Source organism: Actinomyces sp. oral taxon 170 str. F0386, assembly GCF_000195595.1.
Lineage (GTDB): Bacteria > Actinomycetota > Actinomycetes > Actinomycetales > Actinomycetaceae > Actinomyces.
The window spans coordinates 89,480-106,686 of the sequence record NZ_GL882544.1; the positions used below are offsets into that span (position 1 = coordinate 89,480).

Sequence of the window (17,207 nt, forward strand, 5' to 3'; positions counted from 1 at the left end):
GGATGGCCCTTTCGATCTGGTCCACACAGGTCTTCAGGACTGTCAGCCGCTGACCCTCTCGCGGTAGACCTCACCGCTGCGTAGAGCCTCGAGACGCTCGTTGAGAAGAACCTCGAGCTCCTCGACCTTGCGGCGCTCCAGGAGCATGTCCCAATGGGTACGGGGGGTCTTCCTGGGCTCGTCGGGCTCGGGCTCGTCCTCACCACGCCGTGCTGCGGGCTGCCCGCATTCAGGGCACTCCCAGGTGGGGGGTACTTCGGCCTCCGTGGACATCGGGATCTTGGTGACGTGCGCCATCGGGCACTCGTAGCTGACGATCATCCGCTCAGCGAACTCAACGCCGTCCTCTGACTCCATCGACTTCGCGCCGATGGTCATGCCCCGCAGTGCGCGGTCTGCCATGCTTGTGGCCTCCTCGTGGCTCGTCTCTCTCGGTGTCCCGGCTCTGACAGAACATAAGGGCACCGGTACGTCAACACCGAAGAAGGGCGAATTGTTCCCACCGGCTTCGACGCGATCAGGACAATGATGATACCGGTTGGCAGCGCACACGACGTCATCAGTCCGAATCGGCTGAAACACCACAGCAAAGACCGCCGGGGGCCGAGGACAACAGCGTGTATGTGGCACCGGACCACGGCATACTTGGCTCTATGGCTCAGCGCATCGGCATTCTCACGGCGGGCGGCGACGCCCCAGGACTCAACGCGGCGATCCGAGGCTTTGGAAAGGCGGCGATTCAGCAGCACGGCTGGGAGCTCATCGGCTTTCGAGACGGCATGCGAGGTCTGGCTGAGAACCGCTTCACCGAGCTGGACGCCGCCGCTCTGTCCGGGATCCTCACCACCGGCGGCACCATGCTGGGAACCAGCCGGGACAAGGTGCATCGCATGATGGTGGACGGCGAGCCCCGCGACATGGTGCCCACTATCGTGGAGAACTGCGAGAAGGACGGGATTGACGCCCTCGTCTGCCTCGGTGGTGGCGGAACCGCGAAGAACGCCAAGCGCCTCATGGACGCGGGCCTCAACATCATTCACCTGCCCAAGACCATTGACAACGACATCGTCCACACCGATTCCTCCTTCGGATTCGCCACGGCCCTGGAGATCGCCACGGAGGCCGTGGACCGGCTGCACTCGACGGCGCACTCCCACCACCGCATCATCCTCACTGAAATCATGGGGCACCGAGCCGGCTGGCTGGCCCTGGGTGCCGGTATCGCGGGTGGGGCGGACGTCATTCTGCTGCCCGAGATTCCGTACTCGGTGGACGCGATCGCGGATAAGATCGAGCGACGCCGCTCCCACGGGTCGTCCTTCTCAGTGGTGGCCGTGGCCGAGGGAGCACTGTCGGTGACGGATCACGCCGAGCTGGAGCACGCCCGCGCCCTGGTCAAGGACGCCTCCAGTCCCGAGCGCAAGGCGATGGCAAAACGGGGTGTCAAGCGTCTGGAAGCTTCCCACCGCGCCAACACCTTCACTCTGGCCGAGCAGCTGGAGAGCTTGACCGGGCTGGAGGCGCGTGTCTCCATCCTGGGATACGTCCAGCGCGGTGGTTCACCCTGCGGAGCGGATCGTCTCCTGGGCACGCGTCTGGGCGTGGCCGGTGCCGATGCAATCGCCGAGGGCCGTTACGGCGTCATGGTGGCCGACCGCGGTCACGGCACGGAGCTGGTACCGCTCAAGGATGTGGCCGGTCGCACCAAGTTCGTTCCGGCCGACCACGAGTGGATCCAGGCCGCTCGCGCCGTGGGGACGGCGCTGGGGGACTGAGAGCACAGCCTGAGCGGCGGGCGGCTGTGCGCCTCAGCGGGGGAGGAGAGGCCCCGGAGTCCAGGCGATCTCTCCCGGCTCCACGCCGGCCGGGGCGTCTCCGGAGACGATGACGTCGGCGCGCTGCCAGGGGCGGTCCTTGGCGAAGAAGAGGCGCTCGCCGGCCATCCACCAGTGCCAGAAACGCACCGACTCCTCGGCGTCGCCGTTGACGCCCTCCGCGATGTCACGTCTGATGCCTCGGCGCTCTGCGACGTCGTCGCAGGTCTGAACCCATACGTGCGCGTCAATGAGGTCGCTGACCGCGCGCAGACCGGCCCCGGTTCCCTCGACGACGACCAGGGGAGAGCCTGCCGGGACGCGGATGGAGCCTTCGCGACCGTGCTCCCGCCACTTGTCCGGTACGAGGTCGAGGCAGCCGGCCTGACGCAACTGGGTCAGGGTGTCGACGTACAGCTGGTCCCAGTCGTAGAGCGGCTCGTTCCAGATGAGGTCGTCAAGGTGGAAGGCTTGCGCGCCGGGGACGGCCGTGGCCAGTGCCGTGGTGAGCGTGGTCTTGCCGGATCCGCCTCGCCCGTCGACCGCGATGATCGCAGGCCTTCCCTTCGGTATACCGACAAGGTGCATCAGGTGCGTGACGAGGTCGGCGATTGCGCTGACCTGCCACTGAGTGACCGCAGGCTCCTCCGGCTGAAGCTGGATGGGCTCGGTAGCGCCCACCCGCCGGAAGTGATGATCGTCGGAAAAACTCTGGTAGTTATTCATACAATATCTCTCCCTGAACATCAGTCAGTGCTATTATGTCATCATGACACATCTTCTTATTCTTGATATTACATACACGCAGGGTGCCGAAGCGGTCGACCCTTACCTGGAGGCTCACCGTCAGTACCTAATTCGCCACTACGAAGATGGTAAGTTCCTCGCTAGTGGTCGCAAGAACCCCAGAACAGGCGGTATCATTATTGCCGTCGGTAAGCGCGACGAAATTTCAGAAGTCGTGACTGAAGATCCTTTCGTAGTGAACGGTGTCGCAGAGTACGTCATTACCGAATTTCTTCCAACAATGACGTCGCCTCACCTCGAGAATTATCGCGAAAATCTGTAAATGGCGAACTTAAGCCTCCAATCAATGTAAGGAACGACTCATGATGGTCAGGTCGAGGAGCTGTCCGAGCTTCTCGCCGGCCTGCGGGATGGTGCCGACAGTGCTGAAACCATAGCGCTCATGCAGGTGAATCGAGGCCGTGTTGCCCGCCTCGATGAGAGCGATCATGGTGCGGTCCCCGGCCTCCCACGAGGCCTCGATCAGTGCGGCCAGAAGCCTGGAACCGAGGCCGTGCCCCTGAGCAGCTGGGTTCAGGTAGATCGAGTTCTCGACCGTGCGGGCGTAGCCCTCATAGGAGTGCCAGGGGCCAGCGACCGCGAAGCCGACGACGCCCTGCGGCTTGCCACTGACATGGGCAACGAGAGCCGTTCCGCGCTGGACCATGGGGGCAAGCCATGCCTCGGCCCCAGCAGAGTCCTGCTCGATGTTGGTCCAGATGGCCAGGGACTCCCGCACGGCGGCATTGCGGATCTTGCGGATGGCCGAGGAGTCCGCCATGGTCGCCGGGCGGATCCGGTAGGTCTGTACCGCTTCGGCGTGTCCATAGCCCTTTGTCTCACTCGGGGGCATCGTCATTCCCCTCGTCGACGTACTGGGCGAGGTATCGGCCCGTCAGAGTCGTTCGGTCCGCCACCATCTGCGCCGGCGTGCCGGCGAACACGATGCGACCGCCGTCATGGCCGGCTCCGGGGCCGAGGTCGATGATCCAGTCGGCGTTCGCCATGACGGCCTGATGGTGCTCAATGACGACGACGCTGCGTCCGGAGTCCACGATCCTGTCCAGTAGCGCGAGCATGGCCTCGATATCAGCCGGGTGGAGTCCGACGGTCGGTTCATCGAGGACGATGACACGGCCTTCTTGCCCCAGGTGGACGGCGAGCTTGAGCCGCTGGCGCTCACCACCGGACAGGGTGGTCAGCGCCTGGCCGAGGCGGAGGTAGCCGAGCCCGACGTCCTCCATCCGTGCCAGGATTCTGGATGCTGCCGGCAGACGCGTCTCGCCCTGGGAGAAGAACTCCAATGCATCCTTGGCACTCATGTCCAGGACGTCGGCAATACTGCACCCGCCAAGACGGTAGGCAAGCACCTCGTCGTTGAAACGGCGCCCCTCGCAGGCCTCGCAGCGGGACTCCACAGTCTCCATGAAGCCGAGCTGCGTCTCGATGACACCCGTTCCGCCGCATACCGGGCAGGCGCCTTCTGAATTGGCCGAAAAATGTGCGGGCTTCGCACCCTTGCCCCTGTTCGCCTTGGCAAAAGCCTTGCGAACGGGGTCGAGCAGTCCGGTGTAGGTAGCGGGATTCGACCGCCGTGAGCCCTTGATCGGTGCTTGGTCGATCGTCACCACCTCGCCCATGGGGGAGAGGTGGCCATGAATGAGGCTCGATTTACCGGAACCGGCAACTCCTGTGATGACGGTGAGAACTCCGGTGGGAATATCGACGTCGACACCGCGAAGATTGTTCGTACTGGCGTTGCGAATCTCGATTTTTCCGGTGGGGGAGCGATGGCTGCTCTTGATCCGCGCCCGGTCGGCCATGTGACGTCCGGTGAGAGTATCGGAATCGAGCAGGTCCGCAACGGTTCCCTCGAAGCAGATCTGACCGCCCCGGCTACCGGCCCCCGGCCCCAGGTCCACCACATGGTCGGCGATCCGGATCGTCTCGGGTTTGTGTTCAATGACGAGCACGGTGTTTCCCTTGTCTCGCAATGACAGCAGCAGCTCATTCATCTGGTGGAGGTCGTGCGGGTGCAGACCGATACTGGGCTCATCGAAGACGTAGGTGACGTCGGTGAGGGCAGAGCTCAGGTGGCGCACGAGCTTGGTGCGCTGGGCCTCACCGCCTGAGAGCGTTGAGGCCGGACGGTCAAGCGACAGATAACCCAGTCCGATGGACACGAAGGCGTCCAATCTTTCTTTAAGGTTCTCAAGTAGGGGAGCGGCATCGGTCAGGATTTCCTGGAGGTGAGTGATCCACTGCGCAAGATCAGAGATCTGCATGGCGCAGGCATCGGCAATGGACTTCCCGTCGATGAGGCAGGCACGGGCCGGTTCGGCCAGCCGGGTCCCATCGCACTGCGGGCAGGTCCCGAAGACAACAGCCCGTTCCACGAAGGCACGAATATGGGGTTGCAGCGCCTCCGGCTCCTTGGAGAGCATCGACTTGCGGATTCTGGAGACGAGTCCCTCGTAGGTGATGTTGATGCCGCCAACCTTGATCCTGGTCGGTTCCTTGTAGAGCAGGTCATCGCGCTGCTTGGCCGTGAAGGTGGAGACCGGCTTGTCCGCCGGGAAGAAACCGGACTCGGTGAAGCTGCGCGCCTGCCAACCGCCCGCCGCGTAGCCGGGAGCGGTGATCGCGCCGTCTCGCAGGGAGAGCGTCTCGTCGAGCACCTGCGTCAGGTCGATGTCGGAGACCCTGCCCATGCCTTCGCAGCGCGGGCACATCCCGCCTTGGACAGTGAATGTCTTGCGTTCAACGACCTTGCGTCCGCTGCGCTGCGTAGTGACCGCACCGCCACCGGTGACGGACGGGACGTTGAAGGCGAAGGCCTGGGGCGAACCGATGTGCGGCGTGCCGTGCGTCGAGTACAGGACCCGCAGCAGGGCTCCGACGTCGCTGACGGTGCCAAGGGTTGAACGCGGGTTGGATCCCATACGCTCCTGGTCCACGGCGATCGCCGGCGTCAGTCCTTCCATGCGGTCGACGTCGGGACGCGCGCTGGCGTCCATGAATCCCTGGACGAAAGCCGGGTAGGTCTCATTGATGAGACGACGCGACTCGGCAGCGATCGTGGCGAAGACGAGCGAGCTCTTACCCGAGCCCGACACTCCGGTGAACACCGTCAACCTGCGCTTGGGGACCACGACGTCGACGCCCCGAAGGTTGTTCTCACGAGCCCCGACGACGCGGACGACATCGTGATTATCAGCAGGGACCCGTTCAGTCGTCTTTCCGTCAGCCTCTCCAGCAGTCACAGGAGTGATTGTGCCGGAATCGCCGCATCATGGCGATGCCGCTCATCCTGATCTATCGCCGATAATATACATTATGTCATTCTACTTGAATGGGGGTCCCCTGATGTCCCTCACCTGCCAGCAACCACCCCGCGCGCACGTGTGTCGCGTGAGATACAGGCTCCGTGTAGCCTTCGCGGAGCGCGCCAGCAGGCTCGCCCGCCGACTCTTTCATCAGGGAGCCTCATGTTCCTCGCCTTGCGCGAGATCCGCCACGAACCCGTTCGTTTCGGGCTCATCATCTCCGTTATCGTACTGGTGGCCTACCTCACTTTCTTCCTGGCCTCGTTGGCAGTTGGGCTGGCCCATCTCTACCGCGCCGGTATCGATGGGTGGGGCTCAGGAAGCGTTGCCATCACCGACGCCTCCAACGAGAACCTCTCCGCCTCAAGACTGAGTGACGAACAGCTGAGCACCGCCAAGAACCTGGCACATGAGCACAGCACCACAGCGTCGACCCTCATGAGCACTGCTGCCGTCGCCCAGGCCCCAGACGTGAAGGATGAGGACGGCGAGGCGCTGCGTGACGATGTCTTCGCCTTCGGCGTCGACCTGGACGGCGCTCTCGGCCCGACCGTGGCCAGCGGTCGAGCGATCTCCAACCCCGAGACGGAGATCCTCGTGGATGACTCTCTCGAGGCCAAGGGGCTCGAGCTCGGCGACACGATCCAGCTTCTGGGGTCCGATCACAGCTGGACCATCGTTGGCTTCACCCACGACACGACCTTCCAGTCAGCTCCCGTCGTCACGCTGGATGACCAGGCCCTGAGCCGGTACGGCCCCACCAGCCTGTCCCCCGCGGTCTCCGCCGTCGTGTTCAAGGCCGACCTGGCCGGTGACAGCAAGGCCATGAAGTCCGCCCAGGACGCGGGTCTGACGATCCTGACCAGTGAGGAGCTCATCCAGACGCTTCCCGGCTACTCGGCACAGGTCCTCACCTTCAGTCTCATGATCGGCTCGCTGGTCATCATCGCCTCCACAGTGCTGGGCATCTTCATCTACGTGCTGACACTGCAGAAGAGGCCAGTTCTGGGAATCCTCAAGGCACGTGGTGTGCCAACCGGCTATCTCATCCGGTCCGGCTGCGCACAGACCCTCGTACTGTCGGTTGCCGGCATCAGCATCGGGCTGCTTCTGACGGTGACGACCTCCCTGGTCCTGCCCAGCGCCGTCCCCTTCCGACTCTCCGGACTCCTCGACTTGCTCATCGCCGCCGCCTTCGTGCTCGTCTCGGTCATCGGCGGACTCATCTCCGTGCGGGTCATCTCCCGTATCGACCCCGTGGAGGCCATCTCATGACGACACCGACAGCGGCTAGCCAGGCGGCAGGCCAAGGAGTAGGCGCAGTCATGTCCCTGGAGTCGGTGACCCGGGACTACCGTCAGGGCGATGAGACCGTTCATGCACTGCGCAGCACCGACCTTCAGCTGCGCGCCGGCGAGCTGGTCGGGATCCTGGGCCCCTCCGGCTCGGGCAAGTCAACGCTCCTGACCATCATGGGTGGCCTACGCACCCCCTCCAGCGGCACCGTCACCATCTCGGGTGAGCCGTTCTCCTCCCTACCGGAGAAGCGCAGGGCCAGGCTCAGGCTTCGACGCATCGGTTTCGTTCTCCAGGCCTCCGGCCTGGTCCCCTTCCTGAGGATCAACGACCAGTTCGGCCTGTATGACCGGGTGACGCATTCAAAGGGCGATACCGACAGGCGGGATCATCTCCTGAACTCGCTCGGCATCTCGAAGCGAGCACACGCCTACCCCTCCGAGCTCTCTGGGGGTGAGCGCCAGCGCGCAGCCATCGCCGTGGCGCTCTACCATGACCCAGACATTATTCTGGCCGATGAGCCGACCGCGGCCCTGGATACCCGACGAGCCCAGGGCGTCGCCCACCTCCTCGCCGATCAGACCCACGAGCTGGGCAAGGCTACCGTCATGGTCACTCACGACGAGCGGCTCCTACCCATGTGCGACCGGGTCCTGGTCATGCACGACGGCGTTCTGACCGAAAGGACGGGGCCAGCGCGTGAGGCGGATGAGAACAAACCGGTTCAGGTGACCGAACAGGATGAGTCGGCCTGAGACTGCGCTGGCCCCTTGTGTTCCGGAGAACTACAGTCGGGAGTCGTGTCCACGATCCCGAACTCCGACCACTTCCCCACCGCTGTCTTCCTCGGTGACTCCGTCACCACCGGCTGGCGGGCGCTGAGCCACCCGCGCAACCGCTGGACCTCACTGGTGTGTGAGCATCAACGGTGGCGGGAGGTGAACCTGGCGGCTGACGGCCTCGGGTTCTTCGCGCGACGCGGAGGCCACCTGCCCGGCGGCCAGCGCTCGCCGTCGTGCCGGGACAGTACCTGGCTGGAGGCGGTCCTACGCTGCGAGCCAGACGTCGTCACGGTCAGCCTGGGCCTCAACGACGCCGCCTTCCTCCCATCCCAGCGAGAGCTGGTCGAGCAGGCGATCGACCACGATCTCACCTTCATTTCCACCCGGTTGCGAGGCGCCTCGGTCATCATCGCCCCGTACTTCCCCTCCCTGGAGACCGGCCCACGGTTCCAGGCCATACACCGACTCGTTCACGAAAGAGCCACGTCACTGGGCCTGACCTCGACCGACGCTCTGACCACCGCAATCAGCGGTGACGAGGACCGTTTGGCCATCGACGGGATCCACCCCGATGACGCCGGCCATGCCCAGATGGCCAGCGCCATGATCGCCTTCTACGCCGGGCTCCTACCGGGCGCATAACGCTCCTGTCCACGTTTACGCAGGTCAGTTGGGTAATGATCCCCTCGAGGCATATGCTTGAGAGCAGATCGCGCCAACCGTGAACGACCAAGGAGCTCGAGGACCCACTAGTGGAGTCATATCGCGAACCCACACTGGCAGATGTTGCCCAGGCTGCAGGCGTCTCGCTGACGACAGTCTCCCGCGTACTGAACAACCGCGGTTACCTCTCCCAGGAGACACGGGAGCGGGTAGCCGAGGCGATCGCACAGCTCAACTACCGCCCCAATCAGATCGCCCGAGCCCTGCACGGCAAGTCCACACAGTCAATCGGGCTGATCGTCCCGACCGTCGCCCTGCCCTTCTTCGGTGAGCTCACCGAGCATGTCGAGGACTTCCTGGCCGACCACGGCTACAGGACACTTGTCTGCAACTCCATGGGAAAGGCAGATCGAGAACGTGAGTACCTCGACCTGCTGGTGTCGCACCGGGTTGACGGCATCATCTCCAGCGCCCACAACGACGGCCTGGCCGACTACAGCTCGATTCATCTGCCCGTGGTCAGTGTGGACCGGGACCTCTCCCCCACTGTCCCCAACGTCCGCTGCGACAACGAGGCCGGTGGTCGTCTCGCAGCCGAGCACCTGCTCAAGAGAGGAGCACGCCGTCCGGCGCTGCTGACCTCTCGCACCGGAATCCATAACCTGAGGGAGAAGGGGTACCGCCAGGTGCTCCAACAGGCCGGTATCGAGCCGGTGGTCCTCACCGTCGACTTCAACACTCCCAACGCCGAGCGCCCGGACCTCATCCGCGAGCGGCTCGATCTCGTTGCCGACGACATTGATGCAGTCTTCGCCACCGATGATCTCGCTGCCGCGCAGGTAGTGGAGTGGGCCGCCGAGCGCGACCTGAGGATTCCTGATGACTTCAAGGTCGTCGGGTTCGACGGCACGATCGCCATGCAGCATGCCCTGCCATCGTTGACCACGATCCAGCAACCCATTGCCAAGCTGGCCCGAGCCGCAGCCGACCTGCTCCTGAATCGGATCGAGTCCATGGCCTCAGTGGCTTCGAGCGAGGACCACTCCGGCCAGCCCCGGACGAAGCTACGAGTCCCCTCCCCGATGGAAGTCAGACTGTTGTCCGGACGTACCTCTTAGCGAATCAGCGGAGGTGCCTTGAGGTCCCGACGTTGAGACGTCGGGACCTCAAGGCACTTTGTCACAGAGGAGAAGGTCGCTCTCAGCGGCTTCAGGCCTTGGCCTCCACAGTGTCGGCCTGAGCGTCCGCCGTGTCGCCGCCGGACTCATCGGTCTTACGGACGACGTCGAAGAGGGCATCACCTCGGTGGATCGTTCCGGCGCCGTGCTCCTCGATACCCTCGTAGCCCTGAGCGTTGGAGACGACGATCGGAGTGACGGTCTGGTAGCCGGCGGCACCGACCGCGGCCCAGTCGACGTCCACCAGCGGCATGCCGCGCAGGACCTTGTCGCCGGCCTTGACCTTGGGGCTGAAGTGCTTGCCCTCAAGCTGGACGGTGTCCATACCGATGTGGATGAGCAGCTCGACGCCGCTGGCGGCGCGCAGTCCGTAGGCGTGACCGGTCGGGAAGGCCACGAGGACCTCGCCGTCGACCGGGGAGACGACCGGCCCCTCAGCTGGAGCGATCGCCATGCCCGGGCCGAGCATCCCGGAGGCGAAGGTCTGGTCCTCCACCTCAGACAGTGGCATCGCGCGTCCCTGGATCGGCGCAGTCACAGTGAAGTCCTCGGTGGCCTCGGCGGGCAACTCGACGGTCTCTGCGTGCTCGGCCATGGCCTCGGCCTCCAGAGCGGCCTCATCCGCGTCCTCAACATCGTCTCCGGCCAGCGAGGCCCTGCCGCGGGTGGTGCCGTAGGCGAAGGCAGCGGCAAACCCGGCGATGAAGACGATCACCTCGAGGACGAGGTACTTGACGATGTCGTCAGGAACAATCGAGACGAAGCCGACGAAGCCGGCAGCCCCCAGAGCCTGGTTGTGGATGTCGAGCAGAGCGACCGCGGCGCCTCCGAGGGAGGCCACGCCCATACCGATGAAGAAGGGCCAGCGCAGGCGCAGGTTGACACCGAAGATGGCGGGCTCGGTGATACCGACGATCGCGGAGACACCACCGGCACCGGCCAACCCCTTCATCTTGGAGTCCTTGGTCAGGAAGAAGACCGCCAAGGTCACGGCACCCTGAGCAACATTTGCCATGGAGGCGATCGGGAAGATGAAGGATCCGGGACCGCCGCCGCTCATCTGTGCGATGAGGGGCAACTCCACCGCCGGGAAGGACTGGTGCAGCCCGGTGACGACAATCGGTGAGTAGACCAGGCCGAACAGGAACCCGCCTACGGGTCCGGCGGTCGTGTACAGCCAGCTCAGGCCGTTGGTGATGCCGTCGGAGAGCTCACGTGCCAGCGGGCCGACGACGACAAAGGTGAGGAAGCCGGTGACAAGTAGCGTGATGAGTGGGGTCAGCAGGAAATCGGCCGTTCCGGACAGACGCTTGTGGAGCCACTTCTCGATGTACGCCAGCAACCAGGAGACGCACAGGACGGGGATGACCATTGCCTGGTAGCCGATCTTGTCCACGGTCAGGCCGAAGAGGTGCCACACCTCGATGGAGCCGGCCTCCCGGGCCGTCTCGATCTCGTAGGCGCTGGTCAGCTGGGTGGAAACCATGGCGGCACCCATGGCGGCGCCGAGGTAGACGTTGCCTCCGAAGCGCTTGACCGCCGAGAAGCCGACGAGGACCGGGAGGAATGCGAAGGCCGCGGAGGAGACGAGGTTGATGACGTCATCGTAGTCAGCGAGCCACGCGAACCTGTCGACGAGTCCGTAGGCGCCTGTGGGGTTGTCCGGGGCCACGAACGCCGGAGAGGTGAAGAAGTCGGCCGTGAGGACGTTGTGGATCGCCATCATGAGACCGCCGGCGACCAGGGCCGGAAGCAGCGGCACGAAGATGTCGGCGATAGCCTTGATGAAGCGGGACAGTGGGTTACCACTCTTGGCCGCCTGCTCCTTGGCCTCGTCCTTGGAGACCTCCTTGACCCCTCCGGTGTGAATCATCTCGGAGAAGACGAGGTCAACGTCTCCCGGTCCGACGATGATCTGGAACATGCCGCCCGCGATGAAGGTGCCCTTGAGATCGGGGTCCTTATCGAGAGCCTTCTGGTCGACCTTGTCCATGTCGTTGAGGACAAGACGCAGACGGGTTGCGCAGTGCGCTGCTGCGTTGATGTTGTCGGCGCCACCGACGTACGTCAGGACGTCCTTCGCCACGCGGGCGTGATCCATTGCCACCCGGGGTTCCTTTCTCGTGATGGGACCGCAAGAGCTGGGAGGGCTGGGAAACCCATTGGTCGGGAACGTCGCTGACTCCCGGCGGCCACACCTGTGTCAATCGATCGTCACAGTACAGTGCGTCACAACACCCTGCAACTGGAGAGAGAAGCCTCGGTCAATTCCTCGTGTCAGGACTGCGGAACCACCATTTCCCCCCGTCATGGCGGGGCTATCAGAGGGCATCAGGTCTCGGTGGGAAAGTCCTGGTGCTGGCGGATGTCAGCTCGAGGGGCCTCTCCACCAGAAGTCGTGCTCCCGAGCTACTGACATCGACGAAGCTGCGCAGCGTGAAGGCCAGGATCCCGTCGCCGACGAAGACCTCGGTCAATGAGCGGTCATGGACGATCTCCAGCACCGGCTCACACCCTTCAGGAAGGGTGACTGTACGTACGGCACCATACTGGGTGTAACGGGAGGTCGAACGATCCACCCGAAGCGCTCCCTCGTCCAGGACTATGTCCACATGGGACTGGTCAGAACCGATCCGAAGCCCCCAAGCGCCTGAGCTGGGCGCCGCATTGGCCTCAAGACGCAGCTGCCAGCTGCGGTGCCCGCGCAGCTCGACCACCTCGTACTGACCGGTCTCCAGAGGCCTACCCACCAGAGCCGACTGTCCGGCGTCGTCGGGCAGGTCTGTTGCGGGTCGCTGGATGAGTCGGCCGTTCCTCAGACTGAGTGCTCGAGGCAGGCTCAGTGCGTGGACCCACCGACCGGTCTGGATCGAGGGCTGATCGTCCTCGGAGGCGTTACCGGCCCACCCGGTCAGCAGAACCGGTCCCGGTTCGGAGGGGCGGCGGGCGAAGGCCTGCGGGGCGTAGAACTCGAATCCCCGGTCGACCTCGTGGAAGGTTCCGTCGGTGTCCCACAGCTCGGTGCCCACGAGGTGCCCCACCGTGTAGACGCAGGGGAAGATGTTCTCGAAGCCCTCTCGCTCCGGGGTAATACCCTGGGGGCACCAGATGAGGACGTCCCAGTCCTCGCCAGTGTCCTCGTCCTTCACCCGAACCAGGCCGGGGCACTCCCACATGTAGCCGAAGGAGTCGAAGGCCCCTCCCGCCCCCGGGAAGCTGAGCTCGCCCTCGAGCTCCCAAGCGACCAGGTCCCGGGAGCGGTACAGGACCGCAGCACCGGTCTCGTTGGTGCGCTGGACCCCGATGAGCATTCGGTACTCCCCCGGCCGGTCGGGGTCGCGGAAGACCTGCGGGTCACGGAAGTGGGCCGTGTAACCCTGCGAGTGGGTGGGGATGAGAGGGTTGCCGGGCCACTTGGTGAAGGAGGTCAGGTCGTTGCTGGTGACCAGGCACTGGCTGGCGGTGCGCTCGTCGGTGACTGGGTCCTTGAGGTTGCCGGTGTAGAAGAGCTGATAGGCGGCCTGGGCGGGGGCAAGATCCAGCTCGCGGCCTTCCAGGACGATCGCGTTGCCGGAGTAGGCGCCGGAGCGGTCGTAGAAGGAGTCCGGGATGATGGTCGGCTCATGGTGGTGCCAGTGCAGCAGATCCGTCGAGGAGGAGTGCCCCCAGTAGACCAGCTTGCGATGAGGGTGGAACGGACTGAGCTGGTAGAAGGCGTGATAGGTGGCTCCATCGACCAGGAGCCCGTTGGGGTCATTGAGTCGTCCTACCGGCGGAACGACGTGGAAACTCGGATAGTCCGGGTCATCGGCCGCAGCGGAAGTAGCAATCGCATCCAGGGCCAGGCCCTTGAGGTCCTCAGTCACGATCGGATGTTAGCAGGACCACTCCCCCTCACTGGACTGGACGCTCGGTGAGCAGGCGCGGCAGATTCAGCTGACGCCAGTAGAAGTTCAGTGGAAGTAAGGGACGATGAGCCACAGGCCGAACAGCGCGATCATGGCGGCGATGGAGATGAAGACAACGGCCAGGACCTGAGCCAAGCGCACGCCCTCGACCTCGCCGGCCTCGTGCTTGGCGTGCACGGTGGCCATCATACGAGCCGCCAGTGAGCAGATGATGAGGATGAAAGCCGTGCCCAGTACCGTCACCGCGGTCACCAGTCCCAAGGAGCCCCAGTCGATCGTCATGCCGGTCATGCCATGGATCCTGTCGTCATCCTCTGAGCGCTCTCCTGATCGGTCGTACCATTGACGATCTCGGAGCGCACCTCCTCCGGTGTGCGCGGCTCACGTCCCAGCTCCGGGTTCTGCTTGACGACGACGACCTCAGAGGCATCGTTGACGTTCGAGAAGTCCACGCGGTTATGGCCGGCCTGCCGGATGATCGCTAGGGCCCCGAGAATGAGCAGGCAGATGACGGCGATCGTGCCCGGAGCCCCTCCCTTGACCGCGACGTAGGACGTGGCGGCGCCCACCAGGCCTGAGCACGGAAGCGTCACCAGCCAGGCGATCCCCATCTTGCCGGCCGTTGCCCATGACACCTTGGTTCCCCGGCCGATCCCCGAGCCCAGGATCGACCCGGTGCAGATGTGGGTGGTGGACAGGGCGAACCCCAGATGCGAGGAGGCCAGGATCGCTACCGTTGAGGCGGTCTCGGAGGCGAAGCCCTGGGGAGCCTCGACATGCACCAGCCCGCGTCCCATGGTGCGCATGATGCGCCACCCTCCGGAGTAGGTCCCCAGGCCGATGGCGAGTCCGGCTGCGGTGATGACCCACCAGTGTGGTCCGGTACCGGCCTCCTGGTAGCCGCCGGCTACGAGTGCGAGGGTGATGACCCCCATGGTCTTCTGTCCGTCGGAGGTTCCGTGGGACAGGGCCACCAGTGAGGCGGTGACTCGCTGGCTGTTGCGGAAGAGTCTCTGGGAGTATGGGTTGGTCGGATGGGCGATGCGATAGGCGAGCGCTGTGGCCAGTGCCGCGGCCACTCCGGCCACCATCGGTGCGATGACGGCCGGCAGGATGATCTTGGAGATCACTGTTCCCCAGTGAACACCCTGGATTCCGGCTGCCACGACCACCGCCCCGATGAGTCCCCCGAACAGCGCGTGCGACGATGACGACGGCAATCCGAACAGCCATGTCGCCAGGTTCCACAGGATGGCGCCGGCCAGACCCGCGAAGATCATGGCCGGCGCCGCCTGGATCACTGCGTCGTCGAACATGCCGTGAGAGATGGTCTTGGAGACCTCGGTGGACAGACAGGCGCCGATCACGTTGAGCACGGCAGCGACCAGGACCGCCCGCTTGGGCGTGAAGGCTCCTGTCGCCACCGACGTCGCCATGGCATTGGACGAGTCGTGGAAACCGTTGGTGAAGTCGAAGACAAGGGCGGTCACGACAACAACGATCACGAGGAAGAGAATGGTGCTCATACCGTTCCCGATGGGAGATTGGGTGACCCTCTCCACCGCCCTGACGGGCGGCCGCAGAGGCCCGGGCCGCTTGAGCGCAACCCACCAGTATTGTTACCCGCTGATCGCCCTGCTGCCTAACCAATCGCTGTCGAGGCTTGCCACCAGTATCTGACGCTTCCTGCATACGTCACACCCACGGACCAGCAACACGGCCTTTCGTCCCAACGAGGACCTAACATCCCTGAGCCGATTGTCACGTCCCACAAAGACCTCTCGACATAGTGGTATTCCCCAGAAAGAGGGGCGCGTCACGATAAGGTCGCCACATGGCAGCGGACACCACGAACAGCCTGGACAGCATCCACAGCGGGGCTCTTCCCGGACAGGGGAACGACACCGCGTCGACGACCGATATCGACCTGGGAATCGATCTGGGAACGACTCGAACCGTCGTCTCACGCGCGGATCGGGGAAACTACCCGGTTCTCAGCTTCGCCGACGAGCACGGCGACGAGCACGACTTCGTCCCCTCACTGACGGCGCTGCGCGGCGGCGAGCTCGTCCACGGGTTCGCCGCCCGACAGGCGGCCCACGAGGGGGCTCCGCTGCTGCGCAGCCTCAAACGGGTTCTGGCCTCCCCCACGCTGACGGCCTCCACCCCGGTGACGCTAGGTGAGCAGTCCTTTTCCGTTTTGGAGGTTCTCACCAGCTACCTGCGTCACCTCAAAGCCGAGCTCGCGAAGCAGGACGTGGATATCAGTCGTGCCCGGGCGGTCGTCGCGGTGCCGGCCCACGCCTACGGAGCCCAGCGCCTGTTGACCCTTGAGGCCTTCCAGCAGGCGGGCTTCTGTGTCGCCGCCATGCTCAACGAGCCCAGCGCAGCAGGCTTCGAGTACACGCACCGCAAGGCCACCACCGTCTCCTCCAAGCGCACTCGGGTCCTGGTCTACGACCTGGGAGGGGGCACCTTCGACACCTCACTGGTCGATGTCGTCGGTACCTCGCACGAGGTCCTGGCATCCCACGGGCTGGGTGACCTCGGTGGCGATGACGTCGATCTGCTCATGGCCACGAATGTGCTAAACAGGGCGGGTATCGCCGAGGAGGATCTCTCCCCCACCGAGCTCGACGACCTGCTGGACCAGTGCCGAGACGCCAAGGAGCACCTCACCCCCCAGAGCCGCCGGGTGCTCATCGTCCTGCGGGGGCAGGACATCGTCCTTCCCGTGACTGGTCTTTATCAGGCCTGCACCCCGCTCGTCGAGCGCTCCCTGGCCACGATGGCTCCGCTGGTCGGCAGACTTGATGACGGCAGCCCGGATCTGACGGATATCGCAGGCGTCTACCTGGTCGGGGGCGCCTCCGGTCTTCCTTTGGTCCCCCGGCTCCTGCGTGAGCGCTTCGGTCGAAGGGTCCACCGCTCCCCCTACCCGGGGGCTTCCACGGCCATCGGCCTGGCGATCGCGGCGGACCGCACCAGCGACTACGATCTCACCGACAGGCTCTCACGCGGCTTCGGCGTCTTCCGTGAGGCCGACGGCGGCCACCGGCTCACCTTCGACGCGATCCTCAACCCCGAGTCGATTCAGGCCTCTCCCGGCGGTCGGGAGGGAACCGTCCTGACCCGCGAGTACGACGCCGCCCACAACATCGGCTGGTACCGCTTCGTGGAGTGCGCCGACGTCGACGACTCCGGTGAGCCGCGCGGCGAGATCGCCCCCTACCAGGACATCGTCTTTCCGTTCGAGGCGTCCTTGCGGGAGGTGGATGATCAGGAGCTGCGCACCTGCTCCGTGGAGCGACGAGATCGCGGCCCCCGGATTCAAGAGCACTACCGCATCGATGAGGCCGGCCTGGTGCGAGTCACTATCACCGACCTCACCGACGGGTACAGCCGCCGCTACGTCCTGGGGCAACGCACTGAGTAGGTGCCGGCCCCAGGAGCG

The 17,207-nt window shown here is 64.6% G+C and carries 15 protein-coding genes; 7 read left to right on the forward strand and 8 right to left on the reverse strand.

The features are described from left to right. Positions 1-42 precede the first annotated feature (42 nt). A complete protein-coding gene (locus HMPREF9056_RS08455) occupies positions 43-402 on the reverse strand; it encodes an RNA polymerase-binding protein RbpA (RefSeq protein WP_009404459.1) in 360 nt (119 codons plus the stop codon). A gap of 251 nt (positions 403-653) precedes the next feature. Between HMPREF9056_RS08455 and HMPREF9056_RS08460 the strand changes: the two genes are divergently transcribed. Next, entirely contained in the window at positions 654-1,775 is a 1,122-nt protein-coding gene (locus HMPREF9056_RS08460) for a 6-phosphofructokinase (RefSeq protein WP_009404461.1), read from the forward strand. 33 nt (positions 1,776-1,808) lie between these two features. On the opposite strand, the gene HMPREF9056_RS08465 is transcribed toward HMPREF9056_RS08460, so the two are convergent. Further along, entirely contained in the window at positions 1,809-2,540 is a 732-nt protein-coding gene (locus tag HMPREF9056_RS08465; RefSeq protein ID WP_034514320.1) for an aminodeoxychorismate synthase, read from the reverse strand. 43 nt (positions 2,541-2,583) lie between these two features. Here HMPREF9056_RS08465 and HMPREF9056_RS13720 point away from each other — a divergent pair, with 43 nt between their 5' ends. Then, positions 2,584-2,883 carry a YciI family protein gene (locus HMPREF9056_RS13720; RefSeq protein WP_087942236.1) on the forward strand — a complete coding sequence of 100 codons (300 nt, stop codon included), beginning with the start codon at positions 2,584-2,586 and terminating at the stop codon, positions 2,881-2,883. Between the two features lie 21 nt (positions 2,884-2,904). On the opposite strand, the gene HMPREF9056_RS08470 is transcribed toward HMPREF9056_RS13720, so the two are convergent. Both HMPREF9056_RS08470 and HMPREF9056_RS08475 read right to left on the reverse strand, forming a co-directional pair. Further along, positions 2,905-3,453 (reverse strand): GNAT family N-acetyltransferase, encoded by a 549-nt coding sequence (locus HMPREF9056_RS08470; protein ID WP_050793030.1) that lies wholly within the window; start codon positions 3,451-3,453, stop codon positions 2,905-2,907. Then, a complete protein-coding gene (locus tag HMPREF9056_RS08475; RefSeq protein WP_034514321.1) occupies positions 3,440-5,863 on the reverse strand; it encodes an excinuclease ABC subunit UvrA in 2,424 nt (807 codons plus the stop codon). Before HMPREF9056_RS08475 ends, HMPREF9056_RS08470 begins: the two co-directional genes overlap by 14 nt. 225 nt (positions 5,864-6,088) lie before the next feature. Here HMPREF9056_RS08475 and HMPREF9056_RS08480 point away from each other — a divergent pair, with 225 nt between their 5' ends. From HMPREF9056_RS08480 to HMPREF9056_RS08495, 4 genes are all read left to right on the forward strand, one after another. Further along, positions 6,089-7,201, forward strand: a complete 1,113-nt coding sequence (locus tag HMPREF9056_RS08480) for an ABC transporter permease (protein ID WP_009404466.1) — start codon at positions 6,089-6,091, stop codon at positions 7,199-7,201. 50 nt (positions 7,202-7,251) lie between these two features. Next, positions 7,252-7,977: an ABC transporter ATP-binding protein gene (locus HMPREF9056_RS08485; RefSeq protein ID WP_009404467.1), complete on the forward strand. Its 726-nt coding sequence runs from the start codon at positions 7,252-7,254 to the stop codon at positions 7,975-7,977. A 45-nt stretch (positions 7,978-8,022) separates the two neighbouring features. Then, positions 8,023-8,646: an SGNH/GDSL hydrolase family protein gene (locus tag HMPREF9056_RS08490; RefSeq protein ID WP_009404468.1), complete on the forward strand. Its 624-nt coding sequence runs from the start codon at positions 8,023-8,025 to the stop codon at positions 8,644-8,646. Between the two features lie 110 nt (positions 8,647-8,756). Continuing rightward, complete coding sequence (locus HMPREF9056_RS08495) at positions 8,757-9,785, forward strand: LacI family DNA-binding transcriptional regulator (RefSeq protein WP_009404469.1); 1,029 nt, start codon at positions 8,757-8,759, stop codon at positions 9,783-9,785. A gap of 91 nt (positions 9,786-9,876) precedes the next feature. Here HMPREF9056_RS08495 and HMPREF9056_RS08500 read toward each other — a convergent pair whose 3' ends face one another. The 4 genes from HMPREF9056_RS08500 to HMPREF9056_RS08515 all read right to left on the reverse strand — a co-directional run bounded on the left by HMPREF9056_RS08500 (position 9,877) and on the right by HMPREF9056_RS08515 (position 15,279). Then, a complete protein-coding gene (locus HMPREF9056_RS08500) occupies positions 9,877-11,946 on the reverse strand; it encodes a PTS beta-glucoside transporter subunit IIBCA (RefSeq protein ID WP_009404470.1) in 2,070 nt (689 codons plus the stop codon). A gap of 220 nt (positions 11,947-12,166) precedes the next feature. After that, entirely contained in the window at positions 12,167-13,711 is a 1,545-nt protein-coding gene (locus HMPREF9056_RS08505) for a glycoside hydrolase family 32 protein (protein WP_009404471.1), read from the reverse strand. An 87-nt stretch (positions 13,712-13,798) separates the two neighbouring features. Next, positions 13,799-14,044, reverse strand: coding sequence for a hypothetical protein (locus tag HMPREF9056_RS08510; RefSeq protein ID WP_009404472.1), 246 nt, complete (start codon positions 14,042-14,044; stop codon positions 13,799-13,801). Further along, complete coding sequence (locus HMPREF9056_RS08515) at positions 14,041-15,279, reverse strand: inorganic phosphate transporter (RefSeq protein ID WP_009404473.1); 1,239 nt, start codon at positions 15,277-15,279, stop codon at positions 14,041-14,043. Before HMPREF9056_RS08515 ends, HMPREF9056_RS08510 begins: the two co-directional genes overlap by 4 nt. A 308-nt stretch (positions 15,280-15,587) precedes the next feature. Here HMPREF9056_RS08515 and HMPREF9056_RS08520 point away from each other — a divergent pair, with 308 nt between their 5' ends. Beyond that, positions 15,588-17,189 (forward strand): Hsp70 family protein, encoded by a 1,602-nt coding sequence (locus HMPREF9056_RS08520; protein ID WP_009404475.1) that lies wholly within the window; start codon positions 15,588-15,590, stop codon positions 17,187-17,189. The last annotated feature ends 18 nt before the right edge of the window (positions 17,190-17,207 follow it).

Excerpts from the sequence above, each read along its gene's own strand:
- HMPREF9056_RS08455 (WP_009404459.1), bottom strand. The coding sequence starts at position 402 with ATGGCAGACCGCGCACTGCGGGGCATGACCATCGGCGCGAAGTCGATG.
- HMPREF9056_RS08460 (WP_009404461.1), top strand. The coding sequence starts at position 654 with ATGGCTCAGCGCATCGGCATTCTCACGGCGGGCGGCGACGCCCCAGGA.
- HMPREF9056_RS08465 (WP_034514320.1), bottom strand. The coding sequence starts at position 2,540 with ATGAATAACTACCAGAGTTTTTCCGACGATCATCACTTCCGGCGGGTG.
- HMPREF9056_RS13720 (WP_087942236.1), top strand. The coding sequence starts at position 2,584 with ATGACACATCTTCTTATTCTTGATATTACATACACGCAGGGTGCCGAA.
- HMPREF9056_RS08470 (WP_050793030.1), bottom strand. The coding sequence starts at position 3,453 with ATGCCCCCGAGTGAGACAAAGGGCTATGGACACGCCGAAGCGGTACAG.
- HMPREF9056_RS08480 (WP_009404466.1), top strand. The coding sequence starts at position 6,089 with ATGTTCCTCGCCTTGCGCGAGATCCGCCACGAACCCGTTCGTTTCGGG.
- HMPREF9056_RS08485 (WP_009404467.1), top strand. The coding sequence starts at position 7,252 with ATGTCCCTGGAGTCGGTGACCCGGGACTACCGTCAGGGCGATGAGACC.
- HMPREF9056_RS08500 (WP_009404470.1), bottom strand. The coding sequence starts at position 11,946 with ATGGATCACGCCCGCGTGGCGAAGGACGTCCTGACGTACGTCGGTGGC.
- HMPREF9056_RS08510 (WP_009404472.1), bottom strand. The coding sequence starts at position 14,044 with ATGACCGGCATGACGATCGACTGGGGCTCCTTGGGACTGGTGACCGCG.
- HMPREF9056_RS08515 (WP_009404473.1), bottom strand. The coding sequence starts at position 15,279 with ATGAGCACCATTCTCTTCCTCGTGATCGTTGTTGTCGTGACCGCCCTT.
- HMPREF9056_RS08520 (WP_009404475.1), top strand. The coding sequence starts at position 15,588 with ATGGCAGCGGACACCACGAACAGCCTGGACAGCATCCACAGCGGGGCT.